Annotated in this window: 23 protein-coding genes and 1 pseudogene; 8 read left to right on the top strand and 16 right to left on the bottom strand. The window is 33.8% G+C overall.

What is annotated here, in order from left to right:
* Positions 1-138, top strand: a 138-nt coding sequence (locus ACFSCX_RS17655) for an ATP-binding protein (protein WP_377929563.1), incomplete at its 5' end; no start/stop codon positions are given.
* A gap of 86 nt (positions 139-224) precedes the next feature.
* On the opposite strand, the gene ACFSCX_RS17650 is transcribed toward ACFSCX_RS17655, so the two are convergent.
* A complete protein-coding gene (locus tag ACFSCX_RS17650; RefSeq protein WP_377929561.1) occupies positions 225-548 on the bottom strand; it encodes a hypothetical protein in 324 nt (107 codons plus the stop codon).
* Positions 549-841: 293 nt separating this feature from the next.
* Positions 842-1,549, bottom strand: coding sequence for a hypothetical protein (locus tag ACFSCX_RS17645; protein ID WP_377929560.1), 708 nt, complete (start codon positions 1,547-1,549; stop codon positions 842-844).
* A gap of 104 nt (positions 1,550-1,653) precedes the next feature.
* On the opposite strand from ACFSCX_RS17645, the gene ACFSCX_RS17640 reads away from it, so the two are divergent.
* Positions 1,654-2,046, top strand: a complete 393-nt coding sequence (locus ACFSCX_RS17640) for a hypothetical protein (protein WP_377929559.1) — start codon at positions 1,654-1,656, stop codon at positions 2,044-2,046.
* A gap of 221 nt (positions 2,047-2,267) precedes the next feature.
* Here ACFSCX_RS17640 and ACFSCX_RS17635 read toward each other — a convergent pair whose 3' ends face one another.
* The 3 genes from ACFSCX_RS17635 to ACFSCX_RS17625 are packed head-to-tail and all read right to left on the bottom strand — an operon-like array spanning position 2,268 to position 5,442.
* Positions 2,268-3,824 (bottom strand): recombinase family protein, encoded by a 1,557-nt coding sequence (locus tag ACFSCX_RS17635; protein WP_377929558.1) that lies wholly within the window; start codon positions 3,822-3,824, stop codon positions 2,268-2,270.
* Complete coding sequence (locus ACFSCX_RS17630) at positions 3,814-5,256, bottom strand: recombinase family protein (RefSeq protein ID WP_377929557.1); 1,443 nt, start codon at positions 5,254-5,256, stop codon at positions 3,814-3,816. The genes ACFSCX_RS17635 and ACFSCX_RS17630 overlap by 11 nt, the downstream gene beginning before the upstream one ends.
* Before the next feature lie 51 nt (positions 5,257-5,307).
* Positions 5,308-5,442, bottom strand: coding sequence for a hypothetical protein (locus ACFSCX_RS17625; RefSeq protein ID WP_377929556.1), 135 nt, complete (start codon positions 5,440-5,442; stop codon positions 5,308-5,310).
* 29 nt (positions 5,443-5,471) lie between these two features.
* On the opposite strand from ACFSCX_RS17625, the gene ACFSCX_RS17620 reads away from it, so the two are divergent.
* Positions 5,472-5,840: a helix-turn-helix domain-containing protein gene (locus ACFSCX_RS17620; protein WP_377929555.1), complete on the top strand. Its 369-nt coding sequence runs from the start codon at positions 5,472-5,474 to the stop codon at positions 5,838-5,840.
* A 142-nt stretch (positions 5,841-5,982) separates the two neighbouring features.
* Here the strand turns inward: ACFSCX_RS17620 and ACFSCX_RS17615 are convergent, their stop codons facing one another.
* On the bottom strand, positions 5,983-6,144 hold the full coding sequence (locus ACFSCX_RS17615) for a hypothetical protein (protein WP_377929554.1): 162 nt from the start codon (positions 6,142-6,144) through the stop codon (positions 5,983-5,985).
* A 122-nt stretch (positions 6,145-6,266) separates the two neighbouring features.
* On the opposite strand from ACFSCX_RS17615, the gene ACFSCX_RS17610 reads away from it, so the two are divergent.
* Positions 6,267-7,817 (top strand): recombinase family protein, encoded by a 1,551-nt coding sequence (locus ACFSCX_RS17610; RefSeq protein WP_377929553.1) that lies wholly within the window; start codon positions 6,267-6,269, stop codon positions 7,815-7,817.
* 95 nt (positions 7,818-7,912) lie between these two features.
* On the opposite strand, the gene ACFSCX_RS17605 is transcribed toward ACFSCX_RS17610, so the two are convergent.
* The gene (locus tag ACFSCX_RS17605; RefSeq protein WP_377929552.1) at positions 7,913-8,470 is read right to left on the bottom strand and encodes a hypothetical protein; all 558 of its coding nucleotides are present in this window, start codon (positions 8,468-8,470) and stop codon (positions 7,913-7,915) included.
* A gap of 100 nt (positions 8,471-8,570) precedes the next feature.
* Entirely contained in the window at positions 8,571-8,735 is a 165-nt protein-coding gene (locus ACFSCX_RS17600) for a hypothetical protein (protein ID WP_377929551.1), read from the bottom strand.
* 209 nt (positions 8,736-8,944) lie between these two features.
* Here ACFSCX_RS17600 and ACFSCX_RS17595 point away from each other — a divergent pair, with 209 nt between their 5' ends.
* Complete coding sequence (locus ACFSCX_RS17595) at positions 8,945-9,289, top strand: hypothetical protein (RefSeq protein WP_377929550.1); 345 nt, start codon at positions 8,945-8,947, stop codon at positions 9,287-9,289.
* 357 nt (positions 9,290-9,646) lie between these two features.
* Here the strand turns inward: ACFSCX_RS17595 and ACFSCX_RS17590 are convergent, their stop codons facing one another.
* From ACFSCX_RS17590 to ACFSCX_RS17580, 3 genes are all read right to left on the bottom strand, one after another.
* Positions 9,647-10,204, bottom strand: coding sequence for a hypothetical protein (locus ACFSCX_RS17590; RefSeq protein ID WP_377929549.1), 558 nt, complete (start codon positions 10,202-10,204; stop codon positions 9,647-9,649).
* 14 nt (positions 10,205-10,218) lie between these two features.
* Positions 10,219-10,722, bottom strand: a complete 504-nt coding sequence (locus ACFSCX_RS17585; RefSeq protein WP_377929548.1) for a hypothetical protein — start codon at positions 10,720-10,722, stop codon at positions 10,219-10,221.
* A gap of 124 nt (positions 10,723-10,846) precedes the next feature.
* Positions 10,847-11,422: a hypothetical protein gene (locus tag ACFSCX_RS17580; RefSeq protein WP_377929547.1), complete on the bottom strand. Its 576-nt coding sequence runs from the start codon at positions 11,420-11,422 to the stop codon at positions 10,847-10,849.
* Between the two features lie 152 nt (positions 11,423-11,574).
* Here ACFSCX_RS17580 and ACFSCX_RS17575 point away from each other — a divergent pair, with 152 nt between their 5' ends.
* The 3 genes from ACFSCX_RS17575 to ACFSCX_RS17565 all read left to right on the top strand — a co-directional run bounded on the left by ACFSCX_RS17575 (position 11,575) and on the right by ACFSCX_RS17565 (position 13,544).
* Positions 11,575-12,825 (top strand): tetratricopeptide repeat protein, encoded by a 1,251-nt coding sequence (locus tag ACFSCX_RS17575; protein ID WP_377929546.1) that lies wholly within the window; start codon positions 11,575-11,577, stop codon positions 12,823-12,825.
* Positions 12,825-12,968, top strand: a complete 144-nt coding sequence (locus tag ACFSCX_RS17570; protein WP_377929545.1) for a hypothetical protein — start codon at positions 12,825-12,827, stop codon at positions 12,966-12,968. Before ACFSCX_RS17575 ends, ACFSCX_RS17570 begins: the two co-directional genes overlap by 1 nt.
* Before the next feature lie 414 nt (positions 12,969-13,382).
* Positions 13,383-13,544: a hypothetical protein gene (locus ACFSCX_RS17565; RefSeq protein WP_377929544.1), complete on the top strand. Its 162-nt coding sequence runs from the start codon at positions 13,383-13,385 to the stop codon at positions 13,542-13,544.
* Between the two features lie 279 nt (positions 13,545-13,823).
* On the opposite strand, the pseudogene yhbH reads toward ACFSCX_RS17565, so the two are convergent.
* The 5 genes and pseudogenes from yhbH to trmL form a co-directional block, all read right to left on the bottom strand.
* Positions 13,824-14,855: pseudogene (gene yhbH / locus ACFSCX_RS17560) on the bottom strand (sporulation protein YhbH); the annotation flags it as partial.
* 353 nt (positions 14,856-15,208) lie between these two features.
* Complete coding sequence (locus ACFSCX_RS17555) at positions 15,209-15,367, bottom strand: hypothetical protein (RefSeq protein ID WP_377929543.1); 159 nt, start codon at positions 15,365-15,367, stop codon at positions 15,209-15,211.
* A 103-nt stretch (positions 15,368-15,470) separates the two neighbouring features.
* Entirely contained in the window at positions 15,471-17,366 is a 1,896-nt protein-coding gene (locus ACFSCX_RS17550; RefSeq protein WP_377929542.1) for a PrkA family serine protein kinase, read from the bottom strand.
* A gap of 96 nt (positions 17,367-17,462) precedes the next feature.
* Positions 17,463-18,356: an SDR family oxidoreductase gene (locus ACFSCX_RS17545; RefSeq protein ID WP_377929541.1), complete on the bottom strand. Its 894-nt coding sequence runs from the start codon at positions 18,354-18,356 to the stop codon at positions 17,463-17,465.
* A 349-nt stretch (positions 18,357-18,705) separates the two neighbouring features.
* The gene (trmL, locus tag ACFSCX_RS17540) at positions 18,706-19,161 is read right to left on the bottom strand and encodes a tRNA (uridine(34)/cytosine(34)/5-carboxymethylaminomethyluridine(34)-2'-O)-methyltransferase TrmL (protein WP_377929562.1); all 456 of its coding nucleotides are present in this window, start codon (positions 19,159-19,161) and stop codon (positions 18,706-18,708) included.
* Positions 19,162-20,530: the final 1,369 nt, after the last annotated feature.

Below are 20,530 nucleotides of genomic sequence, written 5' to 3'. Positions count from 1 at the left end.
TTGTTAGGAGATCAAGCTATTACAACCGCTATTTTAGATAGAATCCTTCACCGTGTGGAGATCATTCATTTAAATGAAGATAGTTGGAGAATGAAACATAGATCTACGATATTTGAGCAGCAAAGTGTTTCAAATTAATGAGCAGAAATTGTGTCATTCTACTTGACGGTCACAACATTGTTAAAAATTGTAATAAAATGTTAGTTTTTTTATAAAATAACTTTTTATTTCATTTTGATATTATACTTCTTAACTATCTCCTCATATATTTTTTTCTCATAAATATTTTCCCTAGGGTGAAAAGATAATAAATACTCTATTACTTCACTATTACTCCACATTCTTAATCGAGCTAATTCTATATCCACTTGGTTTAATAAGGAAACTCTAAATGCCTCTTCTTTTGTGAAGAAAATTTCTGTATCACGTAATCTAATGATTCCTGATAAACCTTCCACATTAATTATACAGAAACCCTCTTCCTTTTTCATAATAGTTCCCATATATATTGTCGTAGATTTTGGTAACGCAAAGTATACCTTTTGCATTTGTATTCCCTCACCTGCTTTCTTGAAAATTATCCTAAAACCGAGCATTGTTTTCTGTGACACACCAAAAAACCGTCCTGGTATATCTATATAAAAAAATGTATATACTTGAAGTAAATAATTCTTACTAAAATTAAATAAATACAAATACTTGTTATATTATTCGTATCGGTAGTAAGGTAGTAACGGTATCCCTCCCCTACCTAACCACAGAGGTTTCCACTAGTTCTTAATTTTCTACTTACCCAAATACCGAGAATTTTTCGCAATAAAAATAACCTCCTTTAAAGAGGTTAAAATTGCAACTCCAACTGGTCACTTAATGATTGTTTTTCGAGGTTGTGACGAAGTTGGTATTCAATTGACATGTTTTTATCTATTTTGATTTCTTCAATTAGATTCGTAAGTATGTTTCGCAGCTCAACATTATCAATTTTTTCTCGATCGACAAAAGCATCTTGCAAAATGAGATTCCATGTCTCTTTATTACTATCAACCTTTTGCTGTTCTGTAATTCGTTTTTGTTTTTCATTAATTTGTTTTTCTACATGCTCGATTCTTTTATTTATTGAGATTCGATAAGTGGTCAATACATCAAGGAACTTTTTTTCTTGTTCGATAATTTGCCTTTCAAGACGAACCCTTATTTCATCTTTAACTTTTTCAATCTGGTCCAGATACATTTCTTTACCTCGTTTTAATTCTAAAATTGCATTTTTTAGTACTTCCATTTCTTCATGAATACGGGTTGAAACACCTTCATAAATTTGCTTGGGATTATTTAGACGTATATCATTTAGTATCTTGTCGATGACTAGATGTAGTTGATCAGTTTCAATTTGAAGCTTGCATGAAGGACAAACATATATTTTACGGCCATATTTCTTACCATTGTAACCGGTAGTACGTTGGTCTTTGCAATCAAGAAAAGTTTTGCAGCTTTTGCAAGTAACTAGATCCTTTAATAAAGTTTTTACAAATATTGAGCCGATCTTTGACATCTATTCATCACCAGGCAATCCTTTTACAATCTACACCAGTGATACTAAATTAAAAATAAATTAAATTGTTTAACAAATAAACATTATTGAAAGGATACCTACTAATGAAATACTTTACAATTATTGTGACAGTAATATCTCTCTTTCTGTTATCTTCTTGTCAACCTTCACAACAAAACCATGAGGTAAAAGGTGGTGCCGTGGATAATAGCGATGACATAAAAAATGATGATGAGAAAGAAGTTGTGGATGTAATTGGATTTGTTGATTCGTTTAAACTAGATGAACACGGATACCTCAAGGAAATTTTCCTCGAAGAAAACCAAAAAGAATTAGGTTTAAATCCAACTACTGAAAAAACTATGATTATTTCATTCCAAGAGAAGATAAAAATAGATATTTCAATTGGTACTAAAGTTAAAGTCACTATTTTGAACATGGTAAGGGATAGCGGACCACAACTTGCTACTGGAATATCTGCTGAAGTTATTGAATAACTGTAAATTTAAATAATAATTTACTTCATTTAGATATATGAAAGAACATAACTCTCACCTAAAAGGAAATCTAGATCAGGATTTCCTTGGTGTGTTTTTCATAAAATATAATCTGAAACATCCCTACCCTACCTAAACACAGAGGACTCAACTATTTATTAATTTTTAACACACCTAATTACCGAGGTATTTGGCAATAAAAATAACCTCCATTAAAAAAGTTAAAATTGTAATTCAAGCTGGTCACTTAGTGATTGTTTTTCTAGGTTGTGACGAAGTTGGTATTCGATTGATAAGTTTTTATCGACTTTTAATTCTTCAATTAAATTCGCAAGAAGGTTTCGCAACTCAGCATTATTAATCTTATCTCGTTCAACAAAAGCATCTTTCAAAATGAGGTTCCAAGTTTCTTTATTGGAATCAACCTTTTGATTTTCTATAATTTGTTGTTGTTTCTCGTTTATTTGTAAATCAACTTGTTCAATCCTTTTATTTAATGAGATTCGATAAGTGGTCAATACATCAAGGAACTTTTTATCTTGATCGGTAATCTGCTTTTCAAGACGAACCCTTATTTCATCTTTAACTTTTTCAATCTGGTCCAAATACATTTGTTTTCCTTGCTTTAATTCTAAAATTTCATTTTGTAGCACTTCCATTTCTTCATGAATACGGGTTGAAACACCTTCATAAATTTGCTTTGGATTATTTAGGCGTATATCATTTAGAATCTTGTCGATGACTAGATGTAGTTGGTCAGTTTCAATTTGAAGCTTGCATGAAGGGCAAAGGTAAATTTTACGGCCATATTTCTTACCATTGTTACCAGTGGTTCTTTGGTCTTTTCCATGAAGAAATGTTTTGCAGCTTTTACAAGTAACCAGATCCTTTAATAAAAAGCTTGTTTTGAATTGTTTTGGGACTATTTTTCTTTGCTTTTTTTGTTGATACAGCTTCCAGCAATATTCCCATTCTTCCATTGTGATAATGGGCTCGATGTAATCAGATTTTGCTAGTATCCAATTTTCTCGTTCTTTTAAAGAACCTTTTGCACCGTCTTGATATTTTCCCCAAGCAATAAAACCTGCATAAAATGGATTGGTTACTATTCTCTTTACTTTGTCCTTTGTCCATGACTTTCCTTTGTTCACTTCAATAGGAAGGGAGGAAGCAATTGAATCAAAGCCTTCACCTTTTTTATATAGATTGAAAATTTGTTTTACAATTTCTAGTTCTTCAGGGTAAGTGGAGAATTGTTGGGTATCTTTATCATATCGATAACCAAAAGGTGCTTGTCCACCAGTCCATTGTCCTTTTTGGGCTCTAGTGATATGGCTATCTCTCGTTCGTTGTCTTATGTTATCAGCTTCAAATTTCGTTAGCCCGTCTTGAAGTAGCTGATCGATGATATTATCAGTCTCTGTATAAAGTGCTTCTGTAGCACTTTCAATAACAGCTACACCGTAAATGTTCATTGTCGTTCGAATGAATTGGTGTTCCATTGGATTTCTAGCAAAACGATCGTTTTTGTAAACGATCACAAAATCAAAGTTTTGAGTTTCTAAGTCTGAAAGAAGCTCTTGTAGTTTTTTTCGATTTAGCAAGGAAGTCTTTGTGGCGGATACAGCTGAATCTAAATATTCCTTAACAATCTTACATTGATATTTATCCACAAGGTTATACACAGAATTTTGTTGCATTAGCATTTCTTGTTTGTCCGTTGAGTGTCTTCCGTAAAAAGCACCTTTCATTCCAGGTCTTAGTATTTTAGCTAACACGAGTGTGTAGCACCTCCTTCGTCGAGAGGAATGGATGCTTAAATTCTATATTCATCATGTGTTCCTCCACTTCAATTTTTGAAATGATGTCTCGAAAATACACACGCATAGTACTTTCATGAATGTCTAAATTATCAGATGGAAACTCAATCGTCTGAGTTAATTCAATCATTTCTTTTTCAATGAAATGAATTCTTTCTTTCTCGTCAGCAATTTGTTGAAGTAAGTTTAGCAAGTCAGCTTCCAACTTTTCTTTTTTAAATTGACGATTTTCATTTAACCATTTTTCAATTTTTCGCTCAAGACGTTGGTTCAGCTTATGTAGATTTTGTTCCATTTCATCAATTTGATTTTCTAAGGTCTTGGACATCTCATTACGTCGCCTTTGATGGAAATCAGGAAGATGAGTCTTTAATAGTTCTTGAAAAAACTGCTTACAAGAATCTAGCACTTGGTTTTCAAGCTCACTTTTTATTAATTTTATCTGGTGGGTTCTACAGCTGTAGTAATGAATTGATTCTTTATTTTTCATTCCCTTTTTTGGTTGTAGCGGTTCATTGCATTGCTTGCAGAAAACCAAATTTTCTAAGTGAAATGTAACCTTTTCCTTTTCAACTGGTTTACGTTTTGAAGTGAGGACTTCTAGTGCTTCTTGAGCAGTTAACCATTCGCTTTCAGTAACTATCGCTAATGCATCATATCTACTTTTTAAAACTTCACCAGAAAGATTAAGAAGTCGAATTCCCATATAGGTTGGATTTGAAAGAACATTTCGTGCCATTTGGGAAGACCAAGGCTTTTCATCTCGTTGAATGTTGTTGTCCTTTAAATAGTCTGTCAGCTGTCTCATTGTCTTAAAGTCATTTGAATTGACGGCATCAAATATAGATTTTACAACTGAGAGCTTTTCTACATCACGGGAAATAGTCTTTGTCAGTTTGTCAAATTCATATCCAAACGGAAGATTACCAGGATTTTTACCTCTTTGGAAATTAGCTTTTATCGTCTCTGAAATTCGTTCAACTATTTGTTCACCTTCACGCTGAATAATTCCAGCCATAAGGAGTTCGATTAATTCTCCAGCAGGTGAGTATTGGATAGGGATTTCATTTTCTGCTGTAAAGTGAACTTTCACTTGTTTCTCTTTTAACAATTGAAATATTTGCAAATAATCAAGGGCGTTTCGAGCAAGCCTGTCACGTTTATACACAAATACATCTGTAATTTCACCTGATTCAATTTTTGAAAGCATGGAACTTAAGCCTTCACGCTCTTGAATGGTTTTCTTTCTTCCTGAAACAGCATCATCAATAAATTCTTCGTCGATGAGTAGAGCTTTTTGATAGGAAGCGTTCCGAGCCATTTGACGTTGCATTTCAATGGAGTTCTCTTGAATATTTGTTGATCGGCGATAATAGGCAACAGCTTTCATTTCTACCTCCTTATCGATTTTTTATTAATAGATATGCAAGGGTATAGGGGGCTAGTCCACCGACTTCGAACTTTCTTGAATTAATTTCTCTTTCACTAGATTTAGATATAGATCAAACCACTTTTTAGCTGCTTCAGGATCATGCACATAACTAATTGATTTGATTGTTAATTTCTTATTCTTCATAAAACCAACCTTTCTTGGAGGGATGTATCTTGTTTCAACAATTAGGATTAAAAATTCGTACAGTTCGCGAACAAAAAGGCATTGGCTTAAACCAACTCGCAAAAGAATTAGGAGTTTCTTCAGGCTACTTAAGTAACCTTGAAAGAGGTAAAACCGAAACGGTGCCTCTTTCTTTTTTGGAAAAACTTGATGAGCAGTTACACTTTTCGACTTTGATTCAAGAAGCAAAAGATTTCAAATCGGAGCAATATGATGAAATGATTTTTCGTATAGATCGTTGCAGTCGTCTACTAAAGGATTTAAATAATACAAACCCTGAATTGGCAAACTGCTTTGTTTCTATGCTTGAAAAAGGGCTTGATTGTACTGATACCGAGACTTTTAAAAACTTCCACTAATCACCTTCCTCAACTTTCTGTATTGTTAACATTTGTCATATTCAAATAAATTATTCATCACACGAGCATTTGTTTATGAGGGTGAATAAATTTATAAAAAAATGAGAGCATAACCATTAGATGGTTTTGCTCTCATTTTGTTTTATTCGGATTGACAGCTTACTGCTGCTTCAACAATTGCTTTTAATACTGGATTACCTTTTTCCCATTCTTTTTCATACCATTCTTTCCGCTGTTCTTTTGTCATTTTAGCTAGTTCACAATGAATAATTACTTTTGTATTCCCATATTGAAACTCTTTCATATGCATCCCCCCATACATGTATATGAAGGAGTGAAGGAAGAATTTCTATCCATTTGGACAAATACGAAAGTTCATTGTTTTACTTGCATATATATCATGTACATAAGAAATGAGGTGATAAAATGTATCGTCCAACAGACCTAGATGTATTCATTTACTTACGTAAAAGTAGAAAAGATGTGGAAGAAGAAAGAAAAGCTGGCGAAGAAGGTCGTGCATTTGACACGCTTGATAAACACCGAAAACAGCTTTTTGAAATAGTAAAAAAAGACCGTCACAACATTATTGATATTTTTGAAGAAGTTGTTTCCGGTGAATACATTTCTGAACGTCCTAAAATGCAGGAGCTATTAAGAGAAGTGGAAACTGGAATTGCTGATGCTGTTCTGGTTATGGATATAGACCGTCTTGGTCGTGGGGATATGGTAGATCAAGGAACGATTTATCGTGTTCTCCGTTTTTCTGAAACTCTCATCATTACCCCAACAGAAATCATCAATCCAAACGACGAGAGCCAAGAGCTAAATTTTAGTATTAAATCTCTTATTGCTAGAGAAGAGTTAAAACAAATTGTAAAGCGGATGCAACGTGGAAGAAGAGCCTCTGCTAAAGAAGGCAAATCAATTTCTAAAAAGCCTCCTTATGGATATTTAAGAGATACAAACCTTAAACTTTATCCTGATCCTGAGAAATCCTGGGTAGTGCAAAAAATATTTGAAATGATTAGTAGTGGTTATGGAAGACAAGCAGTTGCCCTAGAACTCGATAATTTAGAAATACCCCCACCTGAGGGAAGGTATTGGAATCCTTCAACTATTTCTTCAATTATTAAAAACGAGGTTTATATCGGCCATATTATCTGGGGGAAGGTACGGTATGTTAAACAAAATGGAAAATACACACGAAAAAAAGCACCTAAAGAAAGGTGGCAAAAACATGAAGATGCTCATGTGGGTATTGTTACTATTGAATTATTTGATCGAGCCAATCAATCCCATAGTGGAAGATGGAGACCACCAACTATTAAAACCAAGAGGCTTTCAAACCCACTAGCTGGGATTTTAGTTTGTGAATTATGCGGACATTCAATGTTGTATCAACCAAGAAGAGATAGACCTAATCCTCAAATCAGATGTGTAAAACCTTCCTGTAAAGGGATACAAAAAGGGGCTTCTATGGTTTTAGTAGAAACAAGAATTTTGCAAGGGCTTAAAGAAATCATTGATTCATTTGAAATACATTCAGATATGATTAAAAAAAAGAGTAATACAAAAAGTGACCTCCCTTTAAAGCAGAAAGCCCTTGAAAAAAAAGAAAAGGACATAGTAGAACTAAATAATCAAAAAAGTAAACTCCATGATTTTTTAGAACGAGGAGTTTATGACATAGATACTTTTATTGAAAGACAACAATCAATTATAGATCGGATAAATAGTACTCGAAATGAAATGAAGATGCTTGCAGAAGAAATTGAAGCTGAACTGGAAATAGCTACTGGTCTTGAACAAGTAATTCCAAAAATCAAAAATGTATTAGATGCCTACTATAATACTGAAAATATTGAAGAAAAAAATTATCTTCTTAAGACGATACTTGAAAAAGCAACATATTTAAGAAAAAAAGAATGGAATAAGAAAGATGAGTTTTTAATTCAGCTTTATACAAAGATGTGAATATATTCATCCAAAAAGAGTAGTTTATACCAATAATATTGGCAGGTAATAAAACTACTCCTTTTTAATTTTTTCTTATTTAAATTTATTATTATTTATGTGGACTCGGGAGTATCTTCAACAATTGTAATTATGAGTAAATCACCAAATTTTTCTTGTAATATTTCTTTTTGGACTTGAGGAATTTCTTCTGTAACATCTAATATTATAACTTGTTCTTCTATACGAATACCTGTACCTACAGCTTGATAAATATTATTTTCTTTTATCATTTCGTTAAGTTCATTTTGCATTTTCTTTAAATCATTTATTGAATATTTTACTTTAATAACCTCATAAATTTCTTCGGAAACAGCTTCTTCTAACTCCACTTTTAATTTAATATATAAACTTTCGTTTAAATCTTTAATTCCTATAATAGTGGTTTTTCCCTTCAAATAGATAACGCCATATTTTTCAAATGATTCATAGCTCCCATAAACGTTTGAAATTATTTCATCAATTTTATTAGGATCTTTACTTAAGTTCTTGTCATTAGTTCCATTTACAAGAACATCTTGCTCTCTGTTACTAGTTATCAGAATTAAAAGTAGAAGGAGTACACACAAAGCCATAGTACCTATGGCTATGCTTTTTTTATGTTTAACATTCATTATAATAAACCTTCTTTCTTACATTTTTTCTTATAATACCGCTTACAGCAATTTATTACTATGTAAAATATTTACATGTGTTTTTCCTATCCGAGGCATTTTAAGGTAAAGGAATCGGTAGCTTTTCCATACCTTTCGGATTCATAGAATTAGAATATATGATGTTTACATGATTTCTGTCACACCTTATAATATCATCAACATTTTGATCTACAATTCCGTAACCAATATGATTATCTAATTGATTTGGATTTTGCTGAATCAATTAGTAATGGTCTCGCTACTAGTGAGGTAAACCGGTTACATCTACCTAAAATCTCTGCTGCTTTACTCGATATTAGTTGAGCTGAAAAGCTTGTACCAGCAGCAAGCCATTTAACATTGGTATACTATGGATACCACAACCCTACTGCAATAGCTAGCTACTCTTATCATTCTTCCGCGGATGAAATTAGAGATGGTATAAACTACAAGGTGGCTAACGCTAATGCAATTACACTATGGAGAGACGCTAGTGACGTTGATGGGGCATATGATGAAGAATCAGGAAATACAATAGAAGTTTATGAAAACTTTTTAAGTAGATTCGCGGCATACCAAGATGTTCTAACGGCATCAGGAGAACATGCTACTACATGGAGGATAAGGCTTAATCATGCAAAATTAAAAACCGCAAGCGCTGCATTCCGTGAAACATTTATCGCACATGAGTGGGGACACACGTTTGGGCTTGGAAATCATGGTTATTCTCAGCAGTTAATGTTTCGTGATATCTGGGAAGGTGGAGGAACTGCTGACGGACCTGAAAGGGAGATTTAAACGGTATTCACATTATCTACGAATAAATTTAATGAGGAAAGGTAAGATGAAAAGTAAAGTTTTATTAATAAAAACCTTTTTCACTTTTGTTATTGTAGGAGTTGGAGTTGTGCATGTATTTGATCAAGATAAAAAAGTCTCACAGCGAAATGGGAATCTTCATTCTATTTCATTAGAAAAATTATTGCTCCCCAGCATTTCCCTATCCCAGTAGTAAGTAAGAGCACATTATAAGTATAGTCATTAAGATTTAATCCCTTTAAAAATTCCCCTTAAATAACTCATGTAAAAAAACCAAGAGCAATTATGCACTTGGTTTTTAAAGTGGATTTTATGTTATTTAAATACAGATTACATTTATTTTATTTTCACAAAAGAATCTAGTATAGCAATTAATTCTTCTTTACTGAACTTAAGTTCTAATTTTGTTTTATCCTTTAAAGCTGAGATTACATAATATACTCCATTCTCATCATCAACCCAGTAAATTTGTTGAACTACTCCATTGTCTAGAAATTGTCCTTTTCTATCCTTCTTTAAATCTATCTCTTCAGGCTCGTATTCTCCCCAAATTTGAGTAACTTCCCTTTCGTATGCTCGAATCATTACACGACCCTTATTCTCATTGAATAGAAATACTTCATCGTAATATTGAATAGAATCACCATGGTTGATTGTCATTGCATATGGTGCCTCACTTGAAAATGGTAGTTTTTTAGGCATCTTCATTTTCTTTTTGAAATCTTCTTTTAGTTCTTTACGTGCATCTTTTATATCTTTATAGTCAACTTTTGATTTTTTTTCTGATGCATAGACGTGATTATTCTCTCCCTGAACATTAGCACTAATTAGTTGAAAAGAAAGAATTGAACCACCTAAAATGATACCTGTAATTAAAAGTTTGAGTTTCTTCATATTCTAATCCCTCCTTAATTCAAATAAAAGAATGTACCCTGTCTATATGTTGATGCTTGAGCATGATCGTCAGGTATTATGTGTCTTAGGGATGACGCGCCTTCTTGTATAGTTACTCCAATTGGAATATACAAAGTTTGGCCATTATAGTCCATTAAAAATTTTGAATTATAGGCATCTGTGGTCCAAACTTTAGTACCATCATTATTTACATAAGTGGTACCAATATAATAAGGATTTCCATCATTTATAATAGGTTTCCACTCTGTAGATCTGAGGTACATATCAGTATTGTTAACATTTTTTACAGTGTGGTATTGGTAATGATACCAATCATAAGAACCATTACCTCCTGAGTAATCAGATGCATATAATGTATTTGTACACTTTTGTTCTGATCCTATTCCAACAGTAATATAACATGACATAAGATCATCTATGTAATCAGCTTTGACAGTAAGGCCAACTCCTCCGATTACTAGAAAGGCTAAGAAAAAAACTTGTAATACTTTCTTCAATATACTTCCTCCTCACATTATTTAGTTACTACATTTTAAAGTTAATCATATAATTTGAATTAAGAATATTCTTTTATGTTGGGAAAATTCTATAAAAAAAAACAGATTAGCAGGTGCTATTCTGTTAATTAGTTAAATATTTTGCTACTTTTACTAATTCCTTTTGTACATTCCCCTTACTAAGATTGTTGTATTCAAGCGAAATCTCAGTATCTTCATCTCTCCATTGTAGTCTTCCGGAAGATTCATTATATTGGGAAAAATATGCTTCTTGACCGTTTATTTTAAGTTTTTTATCATATGTTTGGTTTTTAATAATCAAATCTAATGTAAAATTATAATTGGTAACCTCGTAAACTAGTGATTCACCAATACCGTCTTTGGAAGAAAATGTTGTACTTACTTTAATTTTTTCTTGGTCTTGTATGTTTTTCAGTACGTCAATAGTAACTTTAGGATCAACATATTTAAAAGGTAACTTGTTTGGTGTTCTATACAAGAACGGTAAGACTTCTTTAGCTGTCTCTAAATTAACAGGTTCATAAGTTGTAAATTCTTTATTTTCATTTTGAATTTTTAGTTTCTGAACCAGTAATGACTTTGGTATTTGTGAAGTATCATCATAAGAATTCCCTTGTAAAGAGCATGCAGTCATTACAATAATAACCATACAAATAAAACTAGATTTTAGTCGTTTCATAATCATCGCTCTCCTTCTGATAATAAATATGTTCCTTTTTTAGATTAACACACTTTCCTAGAAGAAAGACTTGGGAAAAATCACACTATATTTTTTTACAATATTTGTATAATTTGATAAACTCAAGTTATAAATTATGTTGGAGGCATTTAATGGAAATCGGTTTAATTATTAAGAATGTTCGTAAAGGGAAGCAATTAACCCAAGAAAGTTTAGCATATGGAATATGTTCCGTTTCGCACCTATCTAAAATAGAGAATGGAAGTAAAGAAGTAAATGAACAAACCATTTCACTTTTAACCCGAAAACTAGATGTAGATTTTAAAAAAATTCAAAAAGATATTTACTCTTATAAGCTAAAATTAAATGATATGTACAAATCAATAGTTTATCAAGATCAGGAAAGTGCTAATCAAAAGTATGTTGCAATAAAAAAAGAAAAAGATTATTTATCTACATTGGGATTGGACTTACTTTTTACAATTATTGAATTTCGATATTTCCTTTTTATAAATAAAAAAGAAAGATTTATTATTAGTCAAAAATCACTTTCACGTAAGTCAAAAAAATTTCCCAAATATGAAAAACTTTTGTTCAACTATTTTAATGCAATTTACAATATGCATATAGGGGATCACAGTAAAGCTCAGTCAATTTTCAATTCATTGGTTGGTGAACCTTTTGAACACTACGGTGAGTTCTATTACCACATTTCCTTAACTATGAGTATGACTAATAATTCGGGAGCTGCTATATTATATGGAATTAAAGCTCTAGAATTATTTGAATCATACAATAATTTCACGAGAAAAGTTCATACTCAGATGAATTTAGCCATCTCCTATTTTAAAATTGGTGCTTTCCAAGAATCAGAGCATCACTATAAACTGTTATTAGAGAATGCACAGAGACTTGGAGATTATTATATTATTTCTCAAACTACTCATAACCTATCTTTACTTATGAAAAAGAAGAAGAATTTTGATGAGGCTATATCTCTATTAAAAACGAGTATTAAAATATCACGGGAAATTGGTAGTTCATGCTTAACATCTCTAGCTCAGTTAGTAGAAACTTACATCGAAAGTAATCAACCAAATAATGCATTAGAAATAATCCCCGAAGTAATTATGTTATCTCAGAAAGAAAATAACAAGGCCAAAGAAACCAAATATAAGTTCAAGTTTAAGTATCTAAGTCTTACAACAGAGGAGTTTGCTAATTCCGTCAAAAGCCTCGATAAATTAGAAAAATATTTATTTTTTGATGATATTATTATCTATTGCTCTAAGTTGATAGACTATTATCAAGAAAAAGAAGATTATAAAAGCACAATAAAATACTTAGAAATTTCCAATAAAACACTTAAAAAACAATTGTCACAATCAACAGGAGGACTATAATGAGAAAACTAATTTTTATAGTAATTTTAGCATCATTAATATTAACTACTATGGATAAAGGAAATTTCTTAGGAACAGAGGATTATAGTATTTCAGGTGAACCAACACGATCTGATGAACCAATTTATCCACCTATTGGTTAGTCCATTTTATGCTTTATTTTACAGCCATAGCGGGGAGAATTGACTCACCTTTTATTTGAAATAGTTCCTTCTGGTGTATATTTTTATTTATGTATATACCCAAATCTAGTTTACCAATCAAAAGCACTGGACACACTTTTCCAGACAAGTGTGTCCAGTGCTTTTGAACATTAGATGGGTTATTGGGCATGTGAAAGGTATTCTGAATGCTAATTGTCCAAAATAGAGGGGATTTATTTTAAATTAAATCACAGCAAGTTTAAATGATAGATAATTTAATAGATTTTCAAAAATATATATTTGGAATATAATATAAAAAAAAGGTCCCTTCCAAAAAATGTCTTAGCGTATATTATCCGATTTTTTTCATTGTACCCCTATACCCACAGAATGAAATTATGTTTGGTGGTAGTGGTGACGACTTCTTTAGAAGAGGCAATCTTAACTGAAATACCTGAAGCAGCTGCACATGATGATGTAAATAAGATTTATTACATCGTCGGATATTATGAGCTGATGGAAGAGAATAAAAAATATATTCTTTTCTTAAGAGAGAGTACAATAAATCCTGGTTAATAAAAGGATTATATTATGGAAAAGTTGACCTTGAATGTCCATTATCAAAAATGCTAAAAGAAGATACTGCATACTCAGAGATTCATGAAGCAGCTAACAAAAAATATAAAGACAAAATAAGATACTTTCTTACATATTAAAGCCATAAACGCGGTTTTGGCTTTTTTCATTATCTTTTAACTCTAAATTCATATATACATTTATGAGTAATACAGCCTTAAAATAAAAAAAACACTTCTTCAAGTGATTTGATTTCTCTGGAGTATATCCTAGTCATTTATACTGATTCACCTCCCCATACCCAAACATATTGGAGATCTTCATTAACTCTTGAACGAGCTTCAAGCACCTAGGATTATCCGAGGTTAGGTTGTCACCGTCTGAGAAGTGGAATGGATAAATGTTATACCGAGTTGGGTTGTATTTGTTGTCCACTAATTCAAGTGCTTTCCGGTAAGCGGATGAGCATATTGTTCCTCCACTTTCTCCTTTTGAAAAAAAATCCTCCTCTGATACGACCTTTGCCTCAGTATGATGCGCAATAAATTCAATTTCTACTGTTTCGTACTTTGTGCGTAGGAATCTTGTCATCCAAAAGAAGAAGCTCCGTGCCATATATTTTTCCCACATTCCCATTGAGCCACTTGTGTCCATCATCGCTAGCACTACTGCTTTTGAATCTGGCCTTACTACTTCATTCCATGTTTTAAACTTTAAATCCTCAGGATAGATTGGATGGAATCTTGCTTCACCGCTTAGAGCATTTCGTTTGAATGCAGTTAGCATCGTCTTTTTCTTATCGATATTCCCCATCAGTCCTGTTTTTCGAATATCATTAAATTCAATGTTCGTTACAACGTTCTCATCTTGCTCTTTTCGTTTTAAATTTGGTAATTCCAACTGATTAAATAATGCCTGTTCAAGCTCCATTAAAGAAATTTCAGCTTCATAATAATCTTCACCAGCTTGATCTCCTGCGCCTTGACCTTTTCCAGGGCCAGCCTGCCCTTTTCCAGAACCATCACGTGCTACGACATCACCGACTTTACTATCACCATTGCCTTGGCCAACATGCTTGTTTTTGTCATAGTTATAGCGAATTTTGTACTCATCTAATGAACGAATTGGAATTTTAATAACATCTCTACCATTTGACATTATGATACTTTCCTCTGTCACTAAATCTGGCAAATTATTCTTGATCGCCTCTTGTACCTTTTCCTTATGTCGTTGTTGATCGTCATGTCCTTTTCTGTGGAGGGACCAATCTTCCTTTGAAATCACAAAGTTATTCTTACCATTAGTCTTCATTGTTTCCCCTCCTAATTTTTTTGAATATTAGGCTCACCTTCATCAAGCCACTTGCATACACTATCTCGAGTGAAATTTTACACATTTTTACATATGATGAAAGGATGGATACTCTATCCTATGCAATTCATCGGAAAAATTGACAAATTATTGCGACAATTAGGCGTCTAACTTTCAAATTTAGACAAGTTCTCCTATGTAAAAAGTGTTTAACTTTATTATATGTGTGAAAATAATCAATAGAATTACTTTATTAAGGTAAAGCGTGTCTGACTTAACTCTAAGTTCAAATATTAAAAATAATGACATTCGTATACTTTCATAGAAAAAAGTAATCCCTGCTTGTACAGGGATTACTTCTCTTTACGACCATGCTGAATCGGATCTGGAACTTTGTCTATTTTTTTTATATCTGTTTCTGTCATCATATGTTCCATAATTTTTGAGTGCTTCTTCAGCTCCTTCATGTTTCTAATCATGAAGCTATTGTCTTTCTCGTCTTTCGTTTTCACGAAACATCACCTCGTATAGTATATGTACCCGCAATACATTTTTTTAAACATGTATGAAAAAAGGACTAACCCGTTTAGTTAAGGGTCAGCCCTAATGATCCAATTATCTATTCAATAAGCTTCCTACATACCGTAGCAATTCGTTAGCCGAGCTCGTATTATAACCATGCTCTTCCACTAATCTAGCAACAACTTCATTAATTTTCTTCAGCTGTACTTCATCTGGTGTTTTTGTTGATGTGGTAATTTTCACAACATCCTTTAAGTCTGCAAACAGCTTCTTTTGAATGGCTTCACGAAGACGCTCATGAGAGTTGTAGTCAAACCGTTGCCCCTTTCTCGCATAAGCCGAAATTCTTATTAAAATTTCTTCGCGGAACGCCTTCTTAGCATTTTCGGAAATCCCAATTTGTTCTTCAATTGAACGCATTAGCTTTTCGTCAGGATTCATTTCCTCACCCGTTAATGGATCACGCAGCTTGTTTTTATTACAATACGCTTCAACATTATCTAAATAGTTATCCATTAAAGTTTTTGCAGATTCCTCATACGAGTAAACAAACGCTTTTTGAACCTCTTTTTTCGCAATATCATCATATTCCTTACGAGCCGCAGATATAAAGTTCATATACCGCTCACGGTCTTCGTCTGAAATAGAAGCATGCTGATCTAACCCATCTTTTAACGATCTAAGTACATCTAGTGCATTAATTGACGGTATATCTTTACGAATAATAGCTGATGATATCCGGTTAATGACATAGCGCGGGTCAATCCCAGTCATTCCTTCATCAGAGTATTCCTTTTTTAACTCTTCCACATCAATTTGGTTAAAGCCCTCAACAGATTCACCGTCATAAAGGCGCATCTTCTTTACAAGGTCAATATCCCCTTTTTTCGGCTCTTTTAATCTTGTTAAGATTGTAAAGATTGCAGCAACCCTTAGTGTATGCGGTGCTATATGAACATCTGCAACATCACTTTCTCGAATCATTTTTGCATAGATTCTCTCTTCTTCTGATACCTTTAGGTTATATGGAACTGGCATCACAATAATCCGTGAATGCAATGCTTCATTTTTCTTATTGGAGATAAAGGAGCGATATTCCGCTTCGTTTGTATGGGCAACGATCAATTCATCCGCGGATATTAACGCAAACCGCCCAGCCTTAAAGTTTCCTTCTTGTGTAAGGGATAATAAGTGCCAAAGGAACTTCTCATCACATTTTAACATCTCCTGAAATTCCATCATACCGCGATTTGCTTTATTTAATTCCCCGTCAAAACGATAGGCACGTGGATCTGATTCAGATCCGTATTCAGCTATTGTTGAGAAATCAATACTTCCTGTTAAATCGGCTATATCCTGTGACTTTGGATCTGATGGACTGAACGTTCCAATTCCAACACGGCGATCCTCCGATAGGAAAATTCTTTCGACTAAAACGTCCTCAATACGCCCGCTATATTCTTTTTCTAAGCGCATCATATTGAGTGGTGAAAGATTACCTTCAATGCGGATACCATATTCCTTGTAGAAATCTTCTCGTAAGTGGTGTGGGATGAGATGGAGTGGATCTTCGTGCATTGGACAGCCTTTGATGGCATAAACGGCTCCTGCATCGGTTCTTGTGTATTCCTCTAGCCCTCTTTTCAGCATAGCTACGAGCGTTGATTTACCGCCACTTACAGGTCCCATTAACAGCAAAATTCGTTTTCTAACATCTAATCTCTTCGCTGCAGGGTGAAAATACTCTTCGACTAATCGCTCAAGTGATTCTTCCAGTCCAAACATCTGTTTACTAAAAAATCGGAACTTCTTCTTTCCATCCACTTCATCAATACCTGCATTCTTAATCATATTATAAACTCTCGAATGAGCGGACTGTGCCACCTCAGGTCTTTCTCTTAACAATTCTAAGTACTCTGCGAAGGTACCTTCCCACTTAAGTCGTTGTTCTTCCTCACGATGTTCTTCAATTTTTCTTAAAATATCCATAAGGACCTCCTTCAATTTCGTCGTGAAGCCATAGATTATTACAATCTATGCGAAGCCGTCCCATATCATTCTTTTTAATCAGGAAAAAACATCTTGTTATCCACCCACAAATTGGCCGCCATTAACATGAAGCATTTCTCCAGTCATAAAACTAGAGTCGTTGGACCCTAAAAAAACATAGGCTGGTGCTAGCTCAAATGGCTGTCCCGCTCGACCCAGCTCAGTTTCGTTTCCAAAGGTCATCACATCTTTTGCAGAAAAACTAGATGGAATTAATGGTGTCCAAATCGGACCAGGTGCCACTCCATTGACGCGAATTCCTTTGTCCGCAAGCTGCAGTGCTAACGAGCGAGTAAATGTTACAACCGCTCCTTTTGTTGCCGAATAATCGAGTAGCTGTTTATTTCCCTTATAGGCGACAACAGAAGCAGTGTTAATAATAGCACTTCCTTTCGTCATATAGGGAAGTGCTGCCTTTGTTACATAAAAGATCGAGAAAATATTAGACTGAAATGTACGATGTAATTGTTCAGTTGAAATGTCGAGGATACTCTCTGCTACAAATTGTTCAGCTGCATTATTTATTAAAATATCAAGTTTCCCAAATTGCTGAATCGTTTGCCTTACAACTTCCTGACAGAATGACTCTTGACCTAAATCCCCTTTAATGGCTAAGCAACGACTCCCAAGCTGTTCAACTCTCGATTTCGTAACAGAAGCATCATAGTCTTCATATAGGTAGGCGAACACTACATCCGCACCCTCTTTAGCATAGGCAATGGCAACAGCTCGACCAATACCACTATCTCCACCTGTAATCAGGGCTACTTTGCCCTTTAATTTTCCACTTCCAAGGTAGGAAGCTGTTTCACTGATTGGCTCTGGCTTCATTACATACTGAAGCCCTGGATGAATATCTTGGTGCTGCGGAGGAAACTGGATGGGAATGTCTTCACACTTTTGGAAGTGTCCATATGGTGTTTTCTTCATGTCTAAATAGCCCCTTTCTAGCAAGTATACATTAGGCTATGTGATGAACAGACTTGTGGTTCACTAAAAATATTTATAAATTTGTCACACTTATCATTCACTTAGCTTGTCAATTTCGCTATAATAGAACTATATAATTGGGTACAATAGGCTCTAAAGGAGGTTCTTATTAATGGGTTTACTTTTAATCTTAGGAGTTTGTGTAGCTTTCTTAACAGCTATTTTCACAGCTGGATACAATTCAAAGCCAGGAATTAAAAAATAAGAATACATAAGAAAAATTTGGCGAACCCAAGTTTTTCTTACTATCCTTTAAGTGAAAAAAACCGACCTCTAGTGGGTCGGCTTTTTACTTTAAACCAGGATAATTCTGCTGTCTTAATGCTTCATAAATTAAAATAGCAGCTGTATTGGATAGGTTTAATGAACGCACATTCTCATTCATTGGAATGCGAAGACAACGATCCATATTGGCTTTAATTAAATCCTTAGGTAAACCTGTCGTTTCTTTACCAAACACGAAAAAATAGTCCTTGTTCACATCACTATAGTCAAACGTAGTATGTGGCTGCTCACCAAACTTTGTTAAGAAGAAGAAGTCTCCCTCAGGATATTTTGAAAATAACTCTTCTAATGAGTCATAATAAATAACCGTTACATGCTCCCAATAATCTAATCCTGCGCGTTTTAACATCTTATCGTCCGTTGAAAAACCTAAAGGGCGTATAAGATGGAGCGTTGTATCTGTTGCTGCACAGCTACGAGCAATGTTCCCCGTATTTGCTGGAATTTCTGGTTGATACATAACTACGTGTATGCCCAAAATGCTTCACCTCATTCTACATAACTATGCGTAATTATATCATCTTTTATGTAAAAAAGTGAAACGAGTCGAACTTCAATTACTCATCTAAAATAGAATATAACTTGGGTAATAAAAGACAGCCGTAGCTGTCGGTATAGTTGCTTTTTCTCGTTTTACTTTCCTCTGCGAATGATTTTCTTACCTCGTTTGCTTTTTTACTTTCCTCTGTGACTCTTTTACTTACCTCGTTGATTATTTACTTTCCTTTGCGAACGATTTACTTACCTCGTTTGCTTTTTTACTTTCCTCTGTGACTCTTTTACTTACCTCGTTGATTATTTACTTTCCTCTGCGAACGATTTACTTACCTCGTTTGCTTTTTTACTTTCCTCTGCGACTCTTTTACTTAGCTCGTTGCTATTTTACTTTCCTCTGCGATCGATTTACTTACCTCGTTTGCTTTTTTACTTTCCTCTGCGACTCTTTTACTTAGCTCGTTGCTATTTTACTTTCCTCTGCGAACGATTTACTTACCTCGTTTGCTTTTTTACTTTCCTCTGTGACTCTTTTACTTACCTCGTTGATTATTTACTTTCCTTTGCGAACGATTTACTTACCTCGTTTGCTCTTTTACTTTCCTCTGCGAACGATTTACTTACCTCGTTTGCTTTTTTACTTTCCTCTGTGACTCTTTTACTTACCTCGTTGCTTTTTTACTTTCCTCTGCGAACGATTTACTTACCTCGTTTGCTTTTTTACTTTCCTCTGCGACTCTTTTACTTACCTCGTTGCTTTTTTACTTTCCTCTGCGAACGATTTTCTTACCTCGTTTGCTTTTTTACTTTCCTCTGTGACTCTTTTACTTACCTCGTTGCTTTTTTACTTTCCTCTGTGAACGATTTTCTTACCTCGTTTGCTCTTTTACTTTCCTCTGTGACTCTTTTACTTACCTCGTTTGCTTTTTTACTTACCTCTGTGAACGATTTTCTTACCTCGTTTGCTTTTTTACTTTCCTCTGCGACTCTTTTACTTACCTCGTTTGCTTTTTTACTTTCCTCTGTGACTCTTTTACTTACCTCGTTGCTATTTTACTTTCCTCTGCGAACGATTTACTTACCTCGTTTGCTTTTTTACTTTCCTCTGTGACTCTTTTACTTACCTCGTTGATTATTTACTTTCCTTTGCGAACGATTTACTTACCTCGTTTGCTTTTTTACTTTCCTCTGTGACTCTTTTACTTACCTCGTTGATTATTTACTTTCCTCTGCGAACGATTTACTTACCTCGTTTGCTTTTTTACTTTCCTCTGTGACTCTTTTACTTACCTCGTTGATTATTTACTTTCCTCTGCGAACGATTTACTTACCTC

Source organism: Bacillus salitolerans, assembly GCF_042680805.1.
Lineage (GTDB): Bacteria > Bacillota > Bacilli > Bacillales > SA4 > Bacillus_CJ > Bacillus_CJ salitolerans.
Note: the sequence above shows the minus strand (reverse complement) of the source record. Positions and strands in the feature narration are given on the sequence as shown.

Coding starts and splice junctions, on each gene's coding strand:
- ACFSCX_RS17650 (WP_377929561.1), bottom strand. CDS start 548: ATGCAAAAGGTATACTTTGCGTTACCAAAATCTACGACAATATATATG.
- ACFSCX_RS17645 (WP_377929560.1), bottom strand. CDS start 1,549: ATGTCAAAGATCGGCTCAATATTTGTAAAAACTTTATTAAAGGATCTA.
- ACFSCX_RS17640 (WP_377929559.1), top strand. CDS start 1,654: ATGAAATACTTTACAATTATTGTGACAGTAATATCTCTCTTTCTGTTA.
- ACFSCX_RS17630 (WP_377929557.1), bottom strand. CDS start 5,256: ATGAAAGCTGTTGCCTATTATCGCCGATCAACAAATATTCAAGAGAAC.
- ACFSCX_RS17625 (WP_377929556.1), bottom strand. CDS start 5,442: ATGAAGAATAAGAAATTAACAATCAAATCAATTAGTTATGTGCATGAT.
- ACFSCX_RS17615 (WP_377929554.1), bottom strand. CDS start 6,144: ATGAAAGAGTTTCAATATGGGAATACAAAAGTAATTATTCATTGTGAA.
- ACFSCX_RS17610 (WP_377929553.1), top strand. CDS start 6,267: ATGTATCGTCCAACAGACCTAGATGTATTCATTTACTTACGTAAAAGT.
- ACFSCX_RS17605 (WP_377929552.1), bottom strand. CDS start 8,470: ATGAATGTTAAACATAAAAAAAGCATAGCCATAGGTACTATGGCTTTG.
- ACFSCX_RS17590 (WP_377929549.1), bottom strand. CDS start 10,204: ATGAAGAAACTCAAACTTTTAATTACAGGTATCATTTTAGGTGGTTCA.
- ACFSCX_RS17580 (WP_377929547.1), bottom strand. CDS start 11,422: ATGAAACGACTAAAATCTAGTTTTATTTGTATGGTTATTATTGTAATG.
- ACFSCX_RS17575 (WP_377929546.1), top strand. CDS start 11,575: ATGGAAATCGGTTTAATTATTAAGAATGTTCGTAAAGGGAAGCAATTA.
- ACFSCX_RS17570 (WP_377929545.1), top strand. CDS start 12,825: ATGAGAAAACTAATTTTTATAGTAATTTTAGCATCATTAATATTAACT.
- ACFSCX_RS17550 (WP_377929542.1), bottom strand. CDS start 17,366: ATGGATATTTTAAGAAAAATTGAAGAACATCGTGAGGAAGAACAACGA.
- ACFSCX_RS17545 (WP_377929541.1), bottom strand. CDS start 18,356: ATGAAGAAAACACCATATGGACACTTCCAAAAGTGTGAAGACATTCCC.
- trmL (WP_377929562.1), bottom strand. CDS start 19,161: ATGTATCAACCAGAAATTCCAGCAAATACGGGGAACATTGCTCGTAGC.